This window comes from Winogradskyella poriferorum (genome assembly GCF_050618035.1).
In the GTDB taxonomy this organism is placed as follows: domain Bacteria; phylum Bacteroidota; class Bacteroidia; order Flavobacteriales; family Flavobacteriaceae; genus Winogradskyella; species Winogradskyella poriferorum_A.
Map to the genome: position 1 here is coordinate 153,833 of NZ_JBODPY010000001.1, position 17,139 is coordinate 170,971.

General features: G+C 35.1%; 14 protein-coding genes and 1 tRNA gene. 6 read left to right on the top strand and 9 right to left on the bottom strand.

The window, feature by feature from the left end; genetic code table 11:
* Positions 1-7: 7 nt before the first annotated feature.
* Both ACRHOC_RS00730 and ACRHOC_RS00735 read right to left on the bottom strand, forming a co-directional pair.
* Positions 8-1,327, bottom strand: coding sequence for a hypothetical protein (locus ACRHOC_RS00730; RefSeq protein ID WP_431156578.1), 1,320 nt, complete (start codon positions 1,325-1,327; stop codon positions 8-10).
* A gap of 2 nt (positions 1,328-1,329) precedes the next feature.
* Positions 1,330-2,055 carry a type III pantothenate kinase gene (locus ACRHOC_RS00735; RefSeq protein WP_431156579.1) on the bottom strand — a complete coding sequence of 242 codons (726 nt, stop codon included), beginning with the start codon at positions 2,053-2,055 and terminating at the stop codon, positions 1,330-1,332.
* A gap of 102 nt (positions 2,056-2,157) precedes the next feature.
* Between ACRHOC_RS00735 and ACRHOC_RS00740 the strand changes: the two genes are divergently transcribed.
* Positions 2,158-2,233, top strand: a tRNA-Phe gene (locus ACRHOC_RS00740).
* Between the two features lie 66 nt (positions 2,234-2,299).
* Here ACRHOC_RS00740 and ACRHOC_RS00745 read toward each other — a convergent pair.
* Positions 2,300-4,009: a glycosidase gene (locus tag ACRHOC_RS00745; RefSeq protein ID WP_431156580.1), complete on the bottom strand. Its 1,710-nt coding sequence runs from the start codon at positions 4,007-4,009 to the stop codon at positions 2,300-2,302.
* Between the two features lie 196 nt (positions 4,010-4,205).
* Here ACRHOC_RS00745 and ACRHOC_RS00750 point away from each other — a divergent pair, with 196 nt between their 5' ends.
* Together ACRHOC_RS00750 and ACRHOC_RS00755 are read left to right on the top strand one after the other, a co-directional pair.
* Positions 4,206-5,855 (top strand): solute:sodium symporter family transporter, encoded by a 1,650-nt coding sequence (locus ACRHOC_RS00750; protein WP_431156581.1) that lies wholly within the window; start codon positions 4,206-4,208, stop codon positions 5,853-5,855.
* A gap of 19 nt (positions 5,856-5,874) precedes the next feature.
* Positions 5,875-7,542 carry a glycoside hydrolase family 13 protein gene (locus tag ACRHOC_RS00755; protein ID WP_431156582.1) on the top strand — a complete coding sequence of 556 codons (1,668 nt, stop codon included), beginning with the start codon at positions 5,875-5,877 and terminating at the stop codon, positions 7,540-7,542.
* Here ACRHOC_RS00755 and ACRHOC_RS00760 read toward each other — a convergent pair.
* The 6 genes from ACRHOC_RS00760 to ACRHOC_RS00785 form a co-directional block, all read right to left on the bottom strand.
* A complete protein-coding gene (locus ACRHOC_RS00760) occupies positions 7,539-8,285 on the bottom strand; it encodes a 3-keto-disaccharide hydrolase (protein ID WP_431156583.1) in 747 nt (248 codons plus the stop codon). The two genes, ACRHOC_RS00755 and ACRHOC_RS00760, sit on opposite strands and share 4 nt — an antisense overlap.
* 11 nt (positions 8,286-8,296) lie before the next feature.
* Positions 8,297-9,349 (bottom strand): sugar phosphate isomerase/epimerase family protein, encoded by a 1,053-nt coding sequence (locus ACRHOC_RS00765; RefSeq protein WP_431156584.1) that lies wholly within the window; start codon positions 9,347-9,349, stop codon positions 8,297-8,299.
* Between the two features lie 12 nt (positions 9,350-9,361).
* A complete protein-coding gene (locus ACRHOC_RS00770) occupies positions 9,362-10,498 on the bottom strand; it encodes a Gfo/Idh/MocA family protein (RefSeq protein ID WP_431156585.1) in 1,137 nt (378 codons plus the stop codon).
* Positions 10,499-10,504: 6 nt separating this feature from the next.
* Positions 10,505-11,734, bottom strand: a complete 1,230-nt coding sequence (locus ACRHOC_RS00775) for a nucleoside permease (RefSeq protein ID WP_431156586.1) — start codon at positions 11,732-11,734, stop codon at positions 10,505-10,507.
* A 2-nt stretch (positions 11,735-11,736) separates the two neighbouring features.
* Complete coding sequence (locus ACRHOC_RS00780; RefSeq protein ID WP_431156587.1) at positions 11,737-12,699, bottom strand: sugar phosphate isomerase/epimerase family protein; 963 nt, start codon at positions 12,697-12,699, stop codon at positions 11,737-11,739.
* Positions 12,700-12,788: 89 nt separating this feature from the next.
* Positions 12,789-13,832 (bottom strand): helix-turn-helix domain-containing protein, encoded by a 1,044-nt coding sequence (locus tag ACRHOC_RS00785; protein WP_431156588.1) that lies wholly within the window; start codon positions 13,830-13,832, stop codon positions 12,789-12,791.
* Positions 13,833-13,967: 135 nt separating this feature from the next.
* Between ACRHOC_RS00785 and ACRHOC_RS00790 the strand changes: the two genes are divergently transcribed.
* Genes ACRHOC_RS00790 through ACRHOC_RS00800 form a run of 3 tightly spaced genes read left to right on the top strand, consistent with a single transcriptional unit; the run spans position 13,968 to position 17,139 of the window.
* Positions 13,968-15,680 (top strand): GMC oxidoreductase, encoded by a 1,713-nt coding sequence (locus ACRHOC_RS00790; RefSeq protein WP_431156589.1) that lies wholly within the window; start codon positions 13,968-13,970, stop codon positions 15,678-15,680.
* 10 nt (positions 15,681-15,690) lie between these two features.
* Complete coding sequence (locus ACRHOC_RS00795; RefSeq protein ID WP_431156590.1) at positions 15,691-16,326, top strand: gluconate 2-dehydrogenase subunit 3 family protein; 636 nt, start codon at positions 15,691-15,693, stop codon at positions 16,324-16,326.
* 18 nt (positions 16,327-16,344) lie between these two features.
* Positions 16,345-17,139, top strand: coding sequence for a 3-keto-disaccharide hydrolase (locus ACRHOC_RS00800; RefSeq protein WP_431156591.1), 795 nt, complete (start codon positions 16,345-16,347; stop codon positions 17,137-17,139).

The following is a 17,139-nucleotide window of genomic DNA, read 5'->3' on the forward strand; positions in this document are numbered from 1 at the left end:
ATTTATGTTAGTTATACTTTCTTTTCTGGAACCATCTCGAGTTAAGTGATAAACTTACATTAAAGTTTATAAAATTCTCCTGAATGAGGTTCTGATTTGTCGTTCCTCGCTGTCCAAATTCAAATCCTACGTTAGCATTTGAAAATAAACTGCGTTCACCAATCGGTAATCCTAGACCAAAAGATATGCCAAACTCATTTATTGACTCATCTTTTACAACTAATCCTGTGTTCGCAAAGTTTACACCAGCTCTATATACAACACGTTTAAAATAGCCAGAGAAAGCGTCATAGTTAGGAATATAGAATCCTCCTAAAGCAAATTGAGACGAATTTTCGTAACTACTTATTTGGTTATTAAATATTGGATTTGAGAACTCACTTGTATTTCTGTAAGTATACTCTGCTCCAACAAACCACTTTTTAGGTCTACCAATACCAGCTCCAAAAGACATCCTAGAAGGAATTATCACCTTCGTTTGTTCGAGTCCTTGAGACTCCAAATTGTCTTCTAATGTATTTCTGACAATTTCAGAATTACTAAACTGATCAAAAATAACAGTTGAATAACTTCTCTCATTATTGGATGTTAATTCACTCTGTGGCGCATAAGTCGCAGTAGCAGATAGCTCTAACTTATCTGTTACCATGGCTTTGTAGGCTAGACCAATATTTAGATTAAGTCCACTAAGGTCAGAACGCGTATTTTCTCTGGTTTGATACTGTACTAATTCGCCTTCAGGTGTATATTCTAAAGCTAATGCCGAATTCTCAACACTACCAAAATTGTAATTTACGTCGACTCCAATACCGAGGTTTTTATTTATCTGATATCCAAAACCAGCAAAAACACGATTGGTACCACCTTCTCCAGTATATCTGTAAGTTAAATCACCGTCATCATTAATATCTTCTAATTTATAACCTACTGAAGTGTATGGCAATAAGCCAAAACCAAAACCAAATTTACCTAAAGGTACAGAAAGTGCGAGATAATCGAAAGTAGAAGAGTTAGTTTTTACCTCAGAAGAATTACTTTTTAGATTAACGTCAGACATTGTCCCAGCAACGGTAAATTTTACAGGTCTACTTTCTCCGTCAAATGGATAGGCATCTACATTTTTCCCTACGTAAGAGGCAGGATTTCTAAGGTTTACATGGATACTGTCTAAATAAACACCTATTCCTCCCATGCTTCTATTTTCAACAGTTCCTTTAAATTTTAGGCTACCAATACCATAGAAAGAATAAGGTGAAGTCGTTCCTTGTTGTGCAAAGGAACAAGAACTAAATATTGTAATGGCTATTACAACCAGACGTTTAATCATTATTAAGTATTATAATCTAGGATGAAATTCAACCCCTCCAAAAGAAAATTTGAATTCGCAAATATGGTATTTTTTAATTGGTTTGACAAAAAATTGGCATCACCTCCTGTTAAAATAACTGTTAAATCTTGATGATTCTCTTTGTAAGCGTCAATTACACCATCAATTTCTTTAATTACGCCAGTCATCACGCCAGAATGAATAGATTCTTTTGTTGAGTTACCAATAATTGATTTAGGTTGGCTTGTTTCTAATAACGGTAAATTCGCAGTTAAATTATTTAAAGACTTGTACCTCAACCTGATTCCTGGTGAAATAGCTCCTCCTAAATACTCGTTTTCGTTTGTAATAAAATCATAAGTTATACATGTACCAGCATCAATAATAAGCACATTATTATCGGGATATTGATCTACAGATGCACTAACCAGAGCAATTCGGTCTACGCCTAATGTTTTTGGTGTGGCGTATGAATTTTTAAATGGAAACTTCAGCTTGTGATCTAGTATTAAAACCTCAAAATGCTTCTCGATTCGCTCAACATGTTTATCACTAAGCCTACCAACAGAAGAAATTATAGCATGTGAGATGCTGGGATAATCTTTTTTTAATTTTTTGAAGTTTTTTTTGAATTCGGAAAGCTCAAAACTCACCTTAAATTCTATGGTCTTACCAGTAAAGACAGCAAACTTAACAAAGGTATTACCAACATCGACTATGAGATTCATAAAAGGAGTGTATCTCGCAAATTTATAAAATCAAATTTTACATTTTTCTTTTTGTGAATAATAAAATTGAATATATATTTGCATCCGCTTTAATAAGCAACTGGTGCCTTAGCTCAGTTGGTAGAGCAAAGGACTGAAAATCCTTGTGTCCCTGGTTCGATTCCTGGAGGCACCACCATCAAAAACCCGATTCATTTGAATCGGGTTTTTTGGTTTTATATGGTCAGATATTGATGTTGCTTCGTTAGGAGTGAGTAACTTCGAAAATGGTAGATTTCAAATCCACTTTTAACTCTGCAAACGCATCGTGGTATTTCCAATTGAAAGCGAACTCACTTTCATTTTTTGATTGAATGGTCAACTCACCATCAAATGCCTTGTGGGTATTTCTCAATCTTATTAATTCTAGCTGTTTCAAAACAGATGGCTTTTTAAGTCCACTGTGAATCTCGCTCATAGAAAGTGTTGTTCTATTGATTTCCTTATGGCCACCTTTTCCTGCTCTTGCTACAGCATCATAATCATTCTTTCCTTCGAATAAATCTAAATACCATACTTGAGGAATACCTGGCATAAATAATTGAATCACCCTTGCCAAAAGCATTTTTTTTGAATCTTCTCCAAGCGCACTAAAGAAAGTAGCATTGACCTGATAATAGGAAATTTTTTTACCATCCGGTCCATAAAGATTTTTCACCTTTCCACCTCGCTCAATAATTAAATCCATTAAAGAATCTATTTCATCATCATCTAGCAATCCGTCGTTAAACTTACCGTCAATCTCTTTCCCCTTTAAATCTAAAACAGGAATACCATCATGGCAACCTAACATATTAATGGCATGGTAGTCATTAGCCAATATTTCGTTAGCCCATTTTAATAGTGCAACATTAGTGCTATTTTCAATAGTATGTATAATGAGTCCTGGAAAGAAAAAATCATATATGTGGTAGCCTCTAGAAGCTACGGCATCGTGTAAATTTGAACCATACTCGGCATGAATTTCTGGTAATAAAGTAAGCTGGTTACGATCTGCTATTTCCTTTATTCTACTCAGATAGTCCCAAGTACCTGGTACATTAAAAAAATTAGACTCACCAATAGCTTTATGCAAATAAGCAAAGGCATCGAGCCTTAGTATACTGCAACCATAAGCCTTGAGTTGCTTTAGTGTGGTCTCATAAAACTCCCAAACCAAGGGCGATTTGGCGTTAACATCCATTTGCCCTAAATAACTTCTGTTTTTATTCAGAATATTTACAATGTCATTCTTATAATGTTCAAATTCTAGGACATCCAGCTCCTTAAGAGTATCAATAGTACTGATTTGTTTATTAATATGTTCTGTCAGTACAATAGCTTTATCATTAGGAAATCCTTCTATTGAAATTAAGTCTGCTGAAGTAATTGGATTATATATAACCTTCTGATAAAATGTGTTCCAGTAAGGTTGCTCGGATCCATCAGGAAAGATGACATTAAGAATAGGCAAACCAGGCTTACGCATAAATAGTTTTTCAAAATAAGCCTTCTTTGGTATTACAAGACCATCCTCATTCATTTCACCATGTGCTTTCCAAAACGTATTCCAATTGATAAAGAAGTCTTTATATTTTGATGCCTCACCATTTTTAAGCAAATCCTTAAACTGTGGTGAAGCAACAGAAAGATGATTGAGAACTATATCAAATTTAAGTTCTATTCCTAGAGCATTAAGCTCCTTTATGTCTTCTTGGCTAACCAAATCTTTGTTAATTCCATAATCGATTACAGAAAATCCACGATCTAAATCACTATTAAAAAAAGTTGGTAAGACATAAAACAACGAAAAGGCATCCTTAAGTTCTGGTAGATTGAGCATCTCAACAGTATCACTTAATTTATAACCAATACTATCTGGATAAGCATTTAGCATTACCCCTTTTATTTGATTTAAAGACTTATCAAAACTCATTGTAGACTATAAAACTTATTAATAATATTTAAAATTACAACTCCTATCTATCATATAGAATAAAAGTAAAACAAAACAGGTTTAATTCTAACGAAAAGCATTTCGGTTATAATTTAAAGACATCAATAAGAAAAGACCTATAGCTTAATTGCTTTTTTTATATATTGGTAGTTATTACTAACTAACTAATAAATTCATGCTATCTATTATTTCATTTATTGGCTTCACAGGACTTGTGGCCGTAATATCTTGGTATGCCACACGTAAAACAGATGAATCGTCAGCAGACGGTTTCTATCTAGCAGGCCGTAGTTTGGGCGCACTTACCATTGCTGGATCATTATTACTTACCAACCTTTCAGCAGAACAGATTGTTGGACTCAATGGCTCTGCATTTAAGGAGGGCTTAATGGTGATGGCATGGGAAACTCTAGCAGCAATTGCAATAATATTTGGCGCTATTTTCCTACTCCCAAAATACTTAGGTTCGGGTATTACAACCATACCAGAATTTATTGAAACACGGTTTGACAAACAGACAAAAGCCCTATTATCGTTACTATTTTTAATTGCCTATGCTATTGTATTGTTACCAACAATATTATACTCAGGTTCTTTGGCTTTTAGCACCATGTTTGATTTACCAGAATTGCTTGGGATTTCCCAAAATGGAGTCATTTGGATTTGTGTTTGGAGTATTGGAATCATTGGAGTGATTTATGCAATTTTTGGTGGTTTAAAAGCGGTTGCCGTATCTGATTTAATAAATGCTATTGGATTATTAATTGGCGGGCTCTTAATTCCTGTTTTTGGGCTTTTACTTATTGGAGATGGAAGCATCGGTGAAGGACTAAGTACTTTATTCGAGACTAATCCCGATAAATTTAATATGAGAGGAGCTGTGGATTCTTCGATTCCATTTGGGACCTTATTTACAGGTATGATGCTGGCGCAAATTTATTATTGGGGAACCAATCAATCTATATTGCAACGTGTATTTGCAGCTAAAAGCTTAAAAGAGGGTCAAAAAGGTATGTTACTTGCTGCTTTCGTTAAGTTTATAATTCCTGTTGTTGTTGTTTTACCAGGTATAATTGCTTGGCATGTTTTTGAAGGTAACTTGGAGAATGCTGATCAAGCATATCCTGCCCTTGTGAAAAAAGTACTACCAACGGCCTTTATTGGATTCTTTGCTGCCGTTTTATTTGGTGCTGTATTAAGCTCCTTTAATAGTCTTTTAAATAGTAGCGCTACCCTTTTTGGTTTCGACCTTTATAAGCAGTACTTCAAAAAAGAAGCAACTGAAAAAGAGACTGTAAAAGCAGGAAAAAAGTTTGGTCTTATTGTAGCGGCAATTTCGATGTTAATTGCACCATTTATAGCAAACGCACCAGATGGTTTGTTTAGCTATATTCAACAATCATTAGGTAGCTTAAGTGTACCTATCCTTGCGGTAGTACTTATAGGCGTATATACCAAAAAAGTACCAGCTATAGGCGCAAAACTTGTTTTGTCTGTAGGCGTTATACTTTATTTAATAAGTCTAATTTTCTTAGAACCGCATTTTAGAGGTGCTGCTGAAGCGCAAGCCATTGCGAATGGTATTACAGACATAGGAGAATTAAGTATTATTAAAGCTGAAGCTTACCCACATTACCTCCATGTAATGGGAATACTGTTTGTAGTTAATATTTTGGTGATGCTAATTCTTGGCAAACTAAGGCCTAAAAAGGATGAATACATTCCTAAACAAACTGATATTATTGATACTACGCCTTGGAAGCACGCTATCACAGTAAGTATAATAATAGCCGTTTTAGTAATTACGACATACTTTATATTCTAAACAAATAGCTTCCAGAGTTATGAAAAAAACGTGGTGGAAAGAGGGTATTGTCTATCAAATTTATCCAAGGTCTTTTAACGACACATCAGGTAATGGCATTGGTGATATACCTGGAATAATTGAAAAACTTGATTATATAAAATCTCTTGGTGTTGACATCATATGGTTGTGTCCTGTGTATGAATCTCCTAATGATGATAATGGTTATGATATTTCAGATTATCGCGCCATATCAAAAGAATTTGGTGGCTCAGAAGCCTTTGATAGATTATTAAAAGAAATGCATAATAGAGGTCTAAAATTAGTAATGGACCTCGTATTAAACCATAGTTCTGATGAACATTATTGGTTTAAAGAATCTCGAAAATCTAAGGACAATCCTTATAGAGATTATTACTTCTGGAAACCTTCAAACACTAATAATCCTCCTAACAATTGGGTGTCTTTTTTTAGTGGATCTGCATGGCTTAAAGATGATAATACCAATGAGTATTTTCTTCATCTTTTCACCAAAAAACAACCTGATCTCAATTGGGAGAATCCAAAGGTTCGCAAAGAAATTCATGACATTGTAGACTTTTGGTGTCAAAAAGGTGTAGATGGTTTTAGAATGGATGTGATTTCACTAATTTCTAAACAACTTGATTTTCCTAATACACCATATCCTGAAGATTATGGAAAGACCATAAAGAACTATTATGCAAATGGACCTAGAATCCATGAATATTTACGTGAACTCAATGAAAAGGTGCTATCTAAATATGATATTATGACGGTAGGGGAAGGTCCTGGTATAGACCTCAGTAATGGATTAGATTATGTCGATGAAGAAAGAAAGGAACTAAATATGATCTTTCACTTCGATCATATGTTTATAGATAATGGACCTGGTGGCAAATATGATCCGATAGATGTCCCTCTTTCGAAATTTAAAAAGGTATTTAGTGATTGGGACGATAAACTAAAAAATAAAGGTTGGGGCAGTATATTTCTTGGAAATCATGATTTCTCAAGAATGGTCTCTAGGTTTGGCAATGATAATAAAGCTTATCATTCGATTTCGGCCAAGTTATTAGCCATGTTATTATTAACCATGAGAGGGACAACATATATTTACCAAGGTGACGAAATAGGAATGACGAATGTTGCCTATCCTTCGATCGATGATTACAATGATGTAGAAACCTTAGGGAGTTGGAACGAGGCCTTAAAACGAGGTGAAGATATGAGCAAATTCTTAAAATTAGTACATAGACAAAGCCGTGATAACGCTAGAACACCAATTCAGTGGAATACTACTAAAAATGGAGGATTTTCGAATAGTGATCCATGGCTTAAGGTAAACCCAAATTACTTGGATATAAATATTGAGAACCAAGAAAAAGACGAAAACTCTATTCTAAATTTTTACAGAAAAATGATTACTGTTAGAAAAGAAAACAAAGTCTTGGTCTATGGTGATTATGAATGTATTAATGAAGAAGACGAAAATCTCTTTATTTACAGACGTCGGGATTCTGAAGAATCGTATATCGTATTATTAAATTTTAGTGACAGTTACCAAACTATAGAGCACAATAAGCTCAACCTAGATGCGACACAAATAGTTATCTCAAATTATATTGAACCATATAGCACAACCCAACTAAGGCCTTGGGAAGCACAATTAAGAAGATACTATAATTAAAGTGATTTAATCTTAATATCTCTAAACCAAACCTTATCACTATGGTCTTGTAATCCTATGTGACCAGTTTTATATTTACCGAAACCTTCCCAATCCTTAAATTTAGAATTAGCTACCATTTCTTCCCATCCTTCTCCATGCAATGGAAATTCCATTACCTGAGTCCCGTTCATGGACACCTTAGCCAAATTTTCATCTTGGTTCACTTCGATTACACATAAGTTCCATTCTCCAGCAGGATTAATATGCTCATCTGGACACCCAATCATATCGTACAAAGACCCAGCTTTGTGCGTGCCATTAGCAATAAAGGAATCTGGATGTCTTTCATTATCCAATACTTGAATTTCTGGACCAGTCATGTAGGCCTCACTATATTTCTCATCCTCGTATACACCCCAAAAAATACCGCTATTACCACCTTCAGAAACCTTCCACTCAAGAGATAAAACAAAATTTGTGAAAGTACTTTTTGTGATGATATTTTTTCCACCCTCAGGACCAGGTGTAAAGGCCATCGCGCCATCTTCAATTGTCCATTCTGAGTACATATCATCGGATAAATAGCCTCTCCATTGGTCTAATGATGTTCCGTCGAACAAGGAAACCCATTCCTCATTTTCATTTGTGTTCATAGTCTCTGTAATTTCATTTTCTTCTACTTCAATTGCCATTTTATCTTTATTTTCCTTGCAACCCATAAATAAGAATAGTGCCAGGCTAAATACTATTAATTTCTTCATTTTATAATATTTTAAATTCCAAGTATATCTCTTAAGTTTTGTTTATCCGAATCTGCACCTGCAAAATCATCAAATCTTTTTTGTGTAGCTTCTATAATATGATCTTGAATAAATTTAACGCCCTCTCGTGCACCTTGCTCAGGACTTTTAATTACACATTCCCATTCTAATACCGCCCAGACATCACATCCATATTCTGTTAATTTAGAAAAGACAGATTTAAAATCTATTTGACCATCTCCAGGCGAACGATATCTACCTGCTCTGTCTTTCCAATCATTATATCCTCCAAACACGCCTTTTTTACCAGTTGGTTTAAATTCTGAATCTTTAACATGAAATGCTTTAATGTACTCATGGTAATGATCTATATAAGCCAAATAATCGAGTTGCTGTAAAACAAAATGTGATGGATCATATAAAATACTTACACTCTCATGATTTCCTGTAGCCTCCAAAAAGCGCTCAAATGTATCACCATCATGGATATCTTCAACGGGATGAACCTCATAACATGCTGCAACTCCATTTTCTTTAAAAACATCTAATATTGGTAACCACCTATTTGCTAATTCTTCAAAACCAAGGTCTATTAAACCAGCTGGTTGTTGCGGCCAAGGATGCATAACAGGCCACAGCAATGAACCCGAAAAAGTAGCATGAGATGTTAAACCTAGTTTATTACTTACAATTGCGGCTTTCTTCATTTGATCAGTTGCCCATGCGGTTCGTTCTTTATACTTCCCCTTAATATTATTAGGGGCAAAAACGTCGAACATAATATCGTGTGCAGGGTGCACTGCTACCAATTGTCCTTGTATATGGGTGCTTAATTCGGTTATCTCTAAACCATAACTATTTATTCGCCCTTTAAACTCATCGCAATAGGTATCACTTTCTGAGGCAAGATCTAGGTCAATAATATGCTTATCTAATGTTGGAATCTGAATACCCTTATAACCCAAATCACTCGCCCATTTACACAAGCCATCCAATGTGTTAAATGGTGGCTTTTCGTCCATAAATTGTGCTAAAAATATTGCAGGTCCTTTTATTGTTTTCATGTTTTGAATTCTTTAATCTAACGCTACCCAGACATTTCCTTTTTTATGTGAATCCACAGCTTTTTCTATGAAATCCATTCCTCTCATTCCATCAATTATTGTTGGGAACTCACCATGGTCATATTTTTCATTTCGAATCGCTCTTGCGACACCCTTATATATATTACCCATAGAATCGAAAATACCTTCAGGATGTCCTGGTGGTAATTTTGTTCCATCCAATGACAAGTCACCATTATAGGAATGTCCTGGCTTAAGAACACGCATTGGGTGACCATCTTCTAAGAGGTATAAATAATTTGGATTTTCTTGTTCCCATTTAAGACCTGCCTTATCTCCATAAATCTGAACCGTAAAGTTATTCTCTTCACCAGTAGCGATTTGACTCGCTCGGATAACGCCCTTCACGTCATTTTCACATCTAATTAAGACTGTTCCATCAATATCCATTTGATTGTCTTCATATAGATAGTTAAGATCGGCTAAAATTGAATTTACTCGTATTCCAGACATATATTCAACCATGTCAAAAGCATGTGTTCCTATATCTCCTATGCAACAACTTATCCCTGATTTCTCTGGATCTAGACGCCACGTAGATTTACGTGCTTCTTTATCGTGAATAATAGGATTTATCCAACCTTGATAATACTGTGCATCAATTTTTTGAATTTTACCAATATCTCCATTTGCTATCATATGACGCATTTGACGTACCATAGGATAACCTGTATAAGTGTAAGTAACTGCAAAAACCGTGTTAGCTAACTTAAGAGTCGCATGAAGAATTTTAGCTTCCTCATAAGTAGTAGTCATTGGTTTTTCGCAAATAACACTAAAACCATTCTCAAGTAGCTTTTTTGCCATTGGGAAGTGTAGAAAGTTTGGAGTTAATACCGAAACAACTTCAATACGCTCCTCCTTTGGAAGTTTTAGCTCTTCTTCTATTAGCGTATCGAGGTCGCTGTAGACTTGTTTTGTCGGTATGCCTATCTTTCGAGCAAACTTTATACTTTCTTCTAATTCAATATTAAAGACGCCTCCTACCAATTCATAACGGTCAAACATTGAGGCCGCAACTCTGTGGAGTACACCAATTAAAGAGTCTCCTCCTCCACCTAAAATTCCAAGTCTTATTTTATTACTCATTAATTTTTAGTCTTTATATTCTACTTTTTCATTTTTAAATAGAACGGCAAATAAAACCAATACTAAAGCCGCAAAGATTGAAGGGAAAACCCAAATATCTTTCCAACTATGTACACCTTCACTGATTAAGTTTTCATCCACTATCTGACCAGCTACCCAAAAACCTACCAGCATACCAATTCCATAGGTAGCAAGTGTAATTAAGCCTTGTGCCGCACTCTTTACCTTCTCTCCTGCCTTAGAATCAGTATAAATTTGCCCAGAGACAAAAAAGAAATCATAACATATACCATGTAATGCTATTCCGAGAATAATCATAAAGAACAATTCACCAGTATTTCCATAGGCAAATAGAAGATATCTTAAGGTCCATGCCAACATTCCAAATAGAATGGTCTTTTTAAATCCGTACTTCTTAAAAAAGAAGGGTAATAACAACATAAACAAGACTTCAGAAACTTGTCCTAAAGATGCCCAAGCAGTAGAATTTTCAACTTGTGACTCTGTTAAAAATGGACTTATATTTTGATAATAGAATGCCAATGGAATACAGATTAAAACAGATGACAAAAAGAACACTAGAAAGTTTCTATCTTTAAGCAAATTAAGGGCATCAAGACCCAAAATATCTGCTAGTTTTACTTCGTCATCTTTACCTCTGCTTGGTGGTGTTTTTGGTAGTGTAAAACTAAACACACCAAGAATTGCTGAGGCTATTGCTACCATTAAAAAGGTATTAGACAGCATACCTTTTCCAATATTTTCTATAGAGTCCCATTTAAATACGAAACTAATTACCAGTCCTGCTACGATCCAACCAACCGTACCCCAAACTCTAACAAATGGGAATTGCTTTGCAGGATCATCCATTTGATTAAAAGACACCGAGTTTACTAAAGCTAATGTTGGCATATAGGCAATCATGTATCCTAATACGTAGGGATAAAACACTCCAAACTCTGTAGTTTGAGACATTAAATACATAAGTACAGCACCTATCAAATGTAAAACACCAAGAATTTTCTCTGCATTAAAAAAGCGGTCTGCAATAAGTCCTATAATAAATGGAGCGATAATTGCACCCCAAGACTGTGTTGAATATGCCATTGCCGTTTCTGCACCTGATGCACTTAAATTATTCCCGAGAAATGAGCCCATTGTTACGAACCATCCCCCCCAAATAAAAAATTCGAGAAACATCATAAAGGACAGTTTTGCTGATGTGATTGATTTCATAATTAATTTAGTTTTTCTGATGCACTTAGTAAAAGATTTTTGGTATCTAATATGCCCTTCTCTTCTGGCATACCACCTTCAAATTCTACGCCTATATAGCCTGTATAACCTGCATCTTTTACAGACTTTAAAATTCTTACGTAATCTAAGGTTGTTTCATTTCCATCGTCATCAAAAGCATATGACTTAGCACTAACAGCTTTAGCTAATGGCATTAACAACTCAATACCTTTATATTTATCTGGATATTCCTCTTCACAATCTCCCCACTTCTCCCCATCTTTTCGTTTAACACACCAATTTCCAAAATCTGGTAAGGTTCCACAGTTATCCATATTTACTGCTTCTAGCGCATTCATCAATTTGTCAGCATCTGAAGACAACCACCCATGGTTTTCACAAAGTACATTTATGTTCTTGGTTGCAGCATAAGTTGATAATTTTATCAAACCATCAACCACAGCCTCATGCCAAATTCCAGGATCATTCGTTCCAAAAGTGTTTACACGAATAGAATGACATCCAAGAGCTGCTGCTGCATCAACCCATTTTTTATGGAGTTCTACCGCCTCATCACGTTTAGCTTCGTCTGGATCAGCAAGGTCACCTTCATTATCTACCATGATCAGTAAATTTTCAAGATTGTATGTCTTGCTTTCTTCTGCCAGTTTTTCAACTAAAGCGTCAACACCATGTTCTTCATAGAAAGGTTTATACAATTGACTAACATACTCTAAGCCCTCAAACCCTAATGAATCTGCTACCTTAGCAAAATCAAATGGATTCATCCCATGAAATCTAATATTTTCATTTAATGACCATTGTGCTAATGATAATTTGAAAAACGGTTCTTTTTTCACCTCTTCAGTAGTATTTGAGTCTTTGGTTTCACTTTTCTTTTCTTGACAACTAGTAAAAACAACAAATGCTGCAATTACAGGTATAAGTATATACTTTTTCATCATTAATTAGTTAGTTTAAATCCTTTGAAAAATAATCAAATAGCAGAGCAGTAATGTTTATTTTTATTCAGTGAAAGAATTTAAACAAATATTTATGTCTCAGGGTAAGCCGCTAAAGACATATTTACCAAATGTCTTTTTCTATATTCATTGGGAGAACATTTTTCGTGCTTTTTAAAGACTGTTGAAAAATATTGGCTTGTTGTAAAACCACAACTATAGGCCACATCTCCAACCGTATAATTTGGGTTCTCCAACAAGATTCGTTTAGACATTTCTAGACGCCTCATAGTTAAGTAGCGCATAGGTGTTAAATTGGTCAATTGTTTGCAATGATGAGTAAATCTAGTAAGGCCAACACCTGCACTTTGTGACATACGCTCAATAGTCCATTCTTCGGATAGATTTTTATCTAACTCTTTTAAAAAATATTCAACACTTCGCGAACTGTCCGTAAGTGATTCGTTAAGTACGATATCTTCTGTTTTCAGTAAATCTAGAATTAAAATGAGCAAATAATTCACAAGAAGTCGTATCCTAGAGGCATTCGTACCGTTCTTATCTTTATTCACGGCTACATTAATACGTTTAAAACAGTCACGTATCTTTTGATCTGTTTTTAGAATAGACTTTTCGTTTTGACGTAAAAAAGTTGTGAGTTGTTTTAAGTCCTCTTTAGTTAAGGTAATCCAGTCTGGCCATACCCATTCCTGATGTGGACGCCTTACTCCCAAATCGAGTATTACCCAATAGAATTTTCCCATCCCAATGTTTGGATTCCCAACTTTGTGAGCTTCCCATGGTCTGGTAATCGTTAAATGGTTTGGAGTAAGTAAAACCTCCTTCCCTTCTTGCGCATAAGGCATGGTACCAGATTCGAGAAAATGAAATTCTATACCTTCATTTCTATGCCAATCCAAGCCCCAATCTTGAGGTTCATTTGCATCCCAATAACCAATGCTATTTAACCCTAAAGTATTATCGTCTAATCGGTCACCTGGATAGGTATGCCTGGCCAAGGCTTTGAATTTTAATTTATTGCGCTTATAAGCATCTATAAGTGGCAAACATGTATCGGCATGATAAACGACACCATCGGCCTCGTAGGGTTCAATTTCTTGTATGTTTATTTTCACTGAAATATTTTAAACAATATTAATATGCAAATTAGGTAATTTTCTTTTTTCTTAAAATATTATTGGGTTTTTATATGACATCTTCAATAATATTGAGTACTTTTTATCAATTCAATGAGAGACTAAATAAAAATTATGAATAACAATGCTAATCTAGAAGACACTCAATACGATGCAATCGTCGTAGGAACTGGCATATCAGGAGGTTGGGCTGCCAAGGAACTTTGTGAAAGAGGATTAAAAACACTTGTGTTAGAACGTGGACGAATGGTAAAGCATATCCAGGACTATCCTACTGCAAATTTAGACCCATGGGATTTACCTAATGCAGGCCAAGCTGCTCAAGAAGACATTAAGCGTCAAGAAAAACAGCATAGGACAGGCTATACGACGCAACAGGCACGTAAACACTTTTTTGTTGACGATATCGATCATCCTTACAATGAGGATAAACGTTTTGATTGGATGCGTGGTTATCATGTTGGTGGACGATCATTAATGTGGGGAAGACAAAGTTACCGCTTAAGTGACATTGATTTTGAAGCCAATAAAAAAGAAGGTGTTGCCGTGGACTGGCCAATTCGTTATAAAGATTTAGAGCCATGGTATGACTATGTTGAAGAATATATTGGTGTAAGTGGTGAAAATCTAGGATTAAAGCAACTTCCTGATGGGAAGTTCTTAAAGCCTATGGAATTGAATTGTGTAGAAACCCATCTAAAAGAAAGTATTGCCGATAATTTTGATGATAGAGTTTTAACCATTGGTAGAACTGCTCATATTACTGAAGGAACAAAACCTGGTGCTGGTAGAATAAACTGCCAGTATAGAAATAGATGTATGAGAGGTTGTCCATTCGGCGCATACTTTAGCAGTAACTCATCTACCTTACCTGCGGCAGAAGCTACTGGAAATATGACCATGAGACCATTCTCAATTGTTCATGAGATTATTTATGATGATAAAACAAAAAAGGCTGTAGGTGTAAAAGTCATCGATGCTGAAACGAATGAATCTTTCGAGTTTAAAGCTAAAGTTATTTTCTTATGTGCATCAGCAATAGCATCTACTTATATTTTAATGAACTCCAAGAGTGATCGCTTCCCTAATGGACTTGGTAATGATTCTGGTGAATTAGGACATAACCTTATGGATCATCATTTTAAAGCTGGAGCTACCGGAAAATTTGATGGTTTTGAGGATAAATATTATTCAGGTAGAAGACCAAACGGTATTTATATTCCGAGATTCAGAAATTTAGGTGGCGAAACAGATTCTGAAAATTTCTCACGTGGTTACGGTTATCAAGGTGGTGCCAGTCGCCAAGATTGGTCCGAAAGTGTAAGAGAGCTTAGCTACGGAAAAGAATTAAAAGATGCTATTCTAAAGCCAGGTGGTTGGACAATGGGTCTTACTGGCTTCGGTGAAACACTACCTTATCACGAGAATAGAATGTATTTAGACTATGAAAAGAAAGATAAGTGGGGATTACCAACAGTTACTTTCGATGCTGAGTTTAAAGAAAATGAACTCAAAATGCGAGAGGATATGATTAATCAAGCGATGTCCATGTTAGAAAAAGCCGGTTTTAAAGACATTAAGCCAATGGATTCTATTGGCGCTCCAGGTTTAGGTATACATGAAATGGGTACTGCACGTATGGGTCGAGACCCAAAAACATCTGTTTTAAACAGACACAATCAAGTACACACAGTTAAAAACGTTTATGTAACAGATGGAGCTGCGATGACCTCAGCTGGTTGCCAAAACCCATCTTTAACTTATATGGCTTTAACTGCTAGAGCTGCTGCTCATGCTGCAGATGAATTTAAAAAAGGTAATCTTTAAAACATAAATTATGAAAAGAAGAGAAGCAATTAAAGGAATAGGATTATCTTTTGGAGCACTCCTTGTTAGTTCTAGTGCCTTAAGCATATTACAAAGTTGTACGCAAGAGAAAGGTCCTATTTGGGAACCTACATTCTTTGAAAAAAATCAAGTGCAATTCTTAAATAAGGTTACAGACATCATTTTACCAAAAACACCAGACTCACCTGGTGCAACTGAAGTAAATGTCCCACAGTTTATTGACAAATTTATAAACGAAGTCTATGAAGCTGAAGACCAACAAAACTTTGCCAAGGGAATATCTAATATTGTAAATACTCTATTAGAAAGAACAGGCAAAAGCGATATTGAAGACCTCGATGCAGACGATATTGAACCTATACTTGCTGAAGTTCTAAAAAAGACAAAAGAAGAAGACCAGAAAATCTGGGAAGCATATGAGGAGGCTAGATTGAATGAAACGGCGATTGATGCTGATATTCTTAATTATGTAACGCTTAATGGTGTACGTGGACTTTCTATATACGCTTACAAAAATTCGGAGGTTGTTGGTGAAGAAATTTTAGAATACAAGCCAGTTCCAGGAAAACAAGAGGGATGTATTGACCTAAGTGAAACAAACGGTAAAGCATATTCCCTGTCATAAATTTAATGATATTTTTAAATGACTCAGTTTCCAAAAATTTCGCTTTATTTCATCATTCTACTGATATGTCTGTCTTGTAACAACAATGTTAAAAAAGACACACCTAAAACAGAGAAATGGGTTAACCTTTTGGAAAAAAATAGTCTCGAAGATTGGATAGTAAAAATTAAGGATCACCCAGTAGGTGATAATTTTAATGAGACCTTTATCGTTGAAGATTCCATTTTAAAAGTGGACTACACAAAATATAATGATACCTTCAATAATACCTTTGGCCATATTTACTACAAAGAGCCCTATTCTAATTATAAATTAAAATTAGATTATAGATTCCTTGACGATCAGGTTGCTGACGGTGAAGCTTGGGCTTATAAAAATAGTGGTGTAATGATACATTGTGAAGATCCAAAAAATATTGGATTAGAACAGGGATTCCCAGTATCTATTGAAGTACAATTACTTGGAGGTGATGGTGAAAACGAAAGACAAACCGCTAATTTGTGTACTCCTGGAACTCACGTCAATATAAAAGATGAATTGGTAACTGAACACTGTATAAGTTCAACTTCAAAAACCTATCATGACGATCAATGGGTTCATTTAGAAATTGAAGTTTATAGTGATTCTCTAATTAGACATTTTATCAATGGTGAAAAGGTAATGGAATACACGAAACCCATTTTTGGAGGGGAATATTCATCAGAATCTTCGATGTCACTGGAAGGCCAACCTGTCAAATCTGGATATATCTCTCTACAGAGTGAAAGTCATCCTATTCATTTTAAGAATATTGAATTACTTGAACTAGATTAG

What these genes read in the sequence shown, in the direction of transcription:
- ACRHOC_RS00730 (WP_431156578.1), bottom strand. Translation starts at nt 1,327, where the DNA reads ATGATTAAACGTCTGGTTGTAATAGCCATTACAATATTTAGTTCTTGT.
- ACRHOC_RS00735 (WP_431156579.1), bottom strand. Translation starts at nt 2,055, where the DNA reads ATGAATCTCATAGTCGATGTTGGTAATACCTTTGTTAAGTTTGCTGTC.
- ACRHOC_RS00745 (WP_431156580.1), bottom strand. Translation starts at nt 4,009, where the DNA reads ATGAGTTTTGATAAGTCTTTAAATCAAATAAAAGGGGTAATGCTAAAT.
- ACRHOC_RS00750 (WP_431156581.1), top strand. Translation starts at nt 4,206, where the DNA reads ATGCTATCTATTATTTCATTTATTGGCTTCACAGGACTTGTGGCCGTA.
- ACRHOC_RS00755 (WP_431156582.1), top strand. Translation starts at nt 5,875, where the DNA reads ATGAAAAAAACGTGGTGGAAAGAGGGTATTGTCTATCAAATTTATCCA.
- ACRHOC_RS00760 (WP_431156583.1), bottom strand. Translation starts at nt 8,285, where the DNA reads ATGAAGAAATTAATAGTATTTAGCCTGGCACTATTCTTATTTATGGGT.
- ACRHOC_RS00765 (WP_431156584.1), bottom strand. Translation starts at nt 9,349, where the DNA reads ATGAAAACAATAAAAGGACCTGCAATATTTTTAGCACAATTTATGGAC.
- ACRHOC_RS00770 (WP_431156585.1), bottom strand. Translation starts at nt 10,498, where the DNA reads ATGAGTAATAAAATAAGACTTGGAATTTTAGGTGGAGGAGGAGACTCT.
- ACRHOC_RS00775 (WP_431156586.1), bottom strand. Translation starts at nt 11,734, where the DNA reads ATGAAATCAATCACATCAGCAAAACTGTCCTTTATGATGTTTCTCGAA.
- ACRHOC_RS00780 (WP_431156587.1), bottom strand. Translation starts at nt 12,699, where the DNA reads ATGATGAAAAAGTATATACTTATACCTGTAATTGCAGCATTTGTTGTT.
- ACRHOC_RS00790 (WP_431156589.1), top strand. Translation starts at nt 13,968, where the DNA reads ATGAATAACAATGCTAATCTAGAAGACACTCAATACGATGCAATCGTC.
- ACRHOC_RS00795 (WP_431156590.1), top strand. Translation starts at nt 15,691, where the DNA reads ATGAAAAGAAGAGAAGCAATTAAAGGAATAGGATTATCTTTTGGAGCA.
- ACRHOC_RS00800 (WP_431156591.1), top strand. Translation starts at nt 16,345, where the DNA reads ATGACTCAGTTTCCAAAAATTTCGCTTTATTTCATCATTCTACTGATA.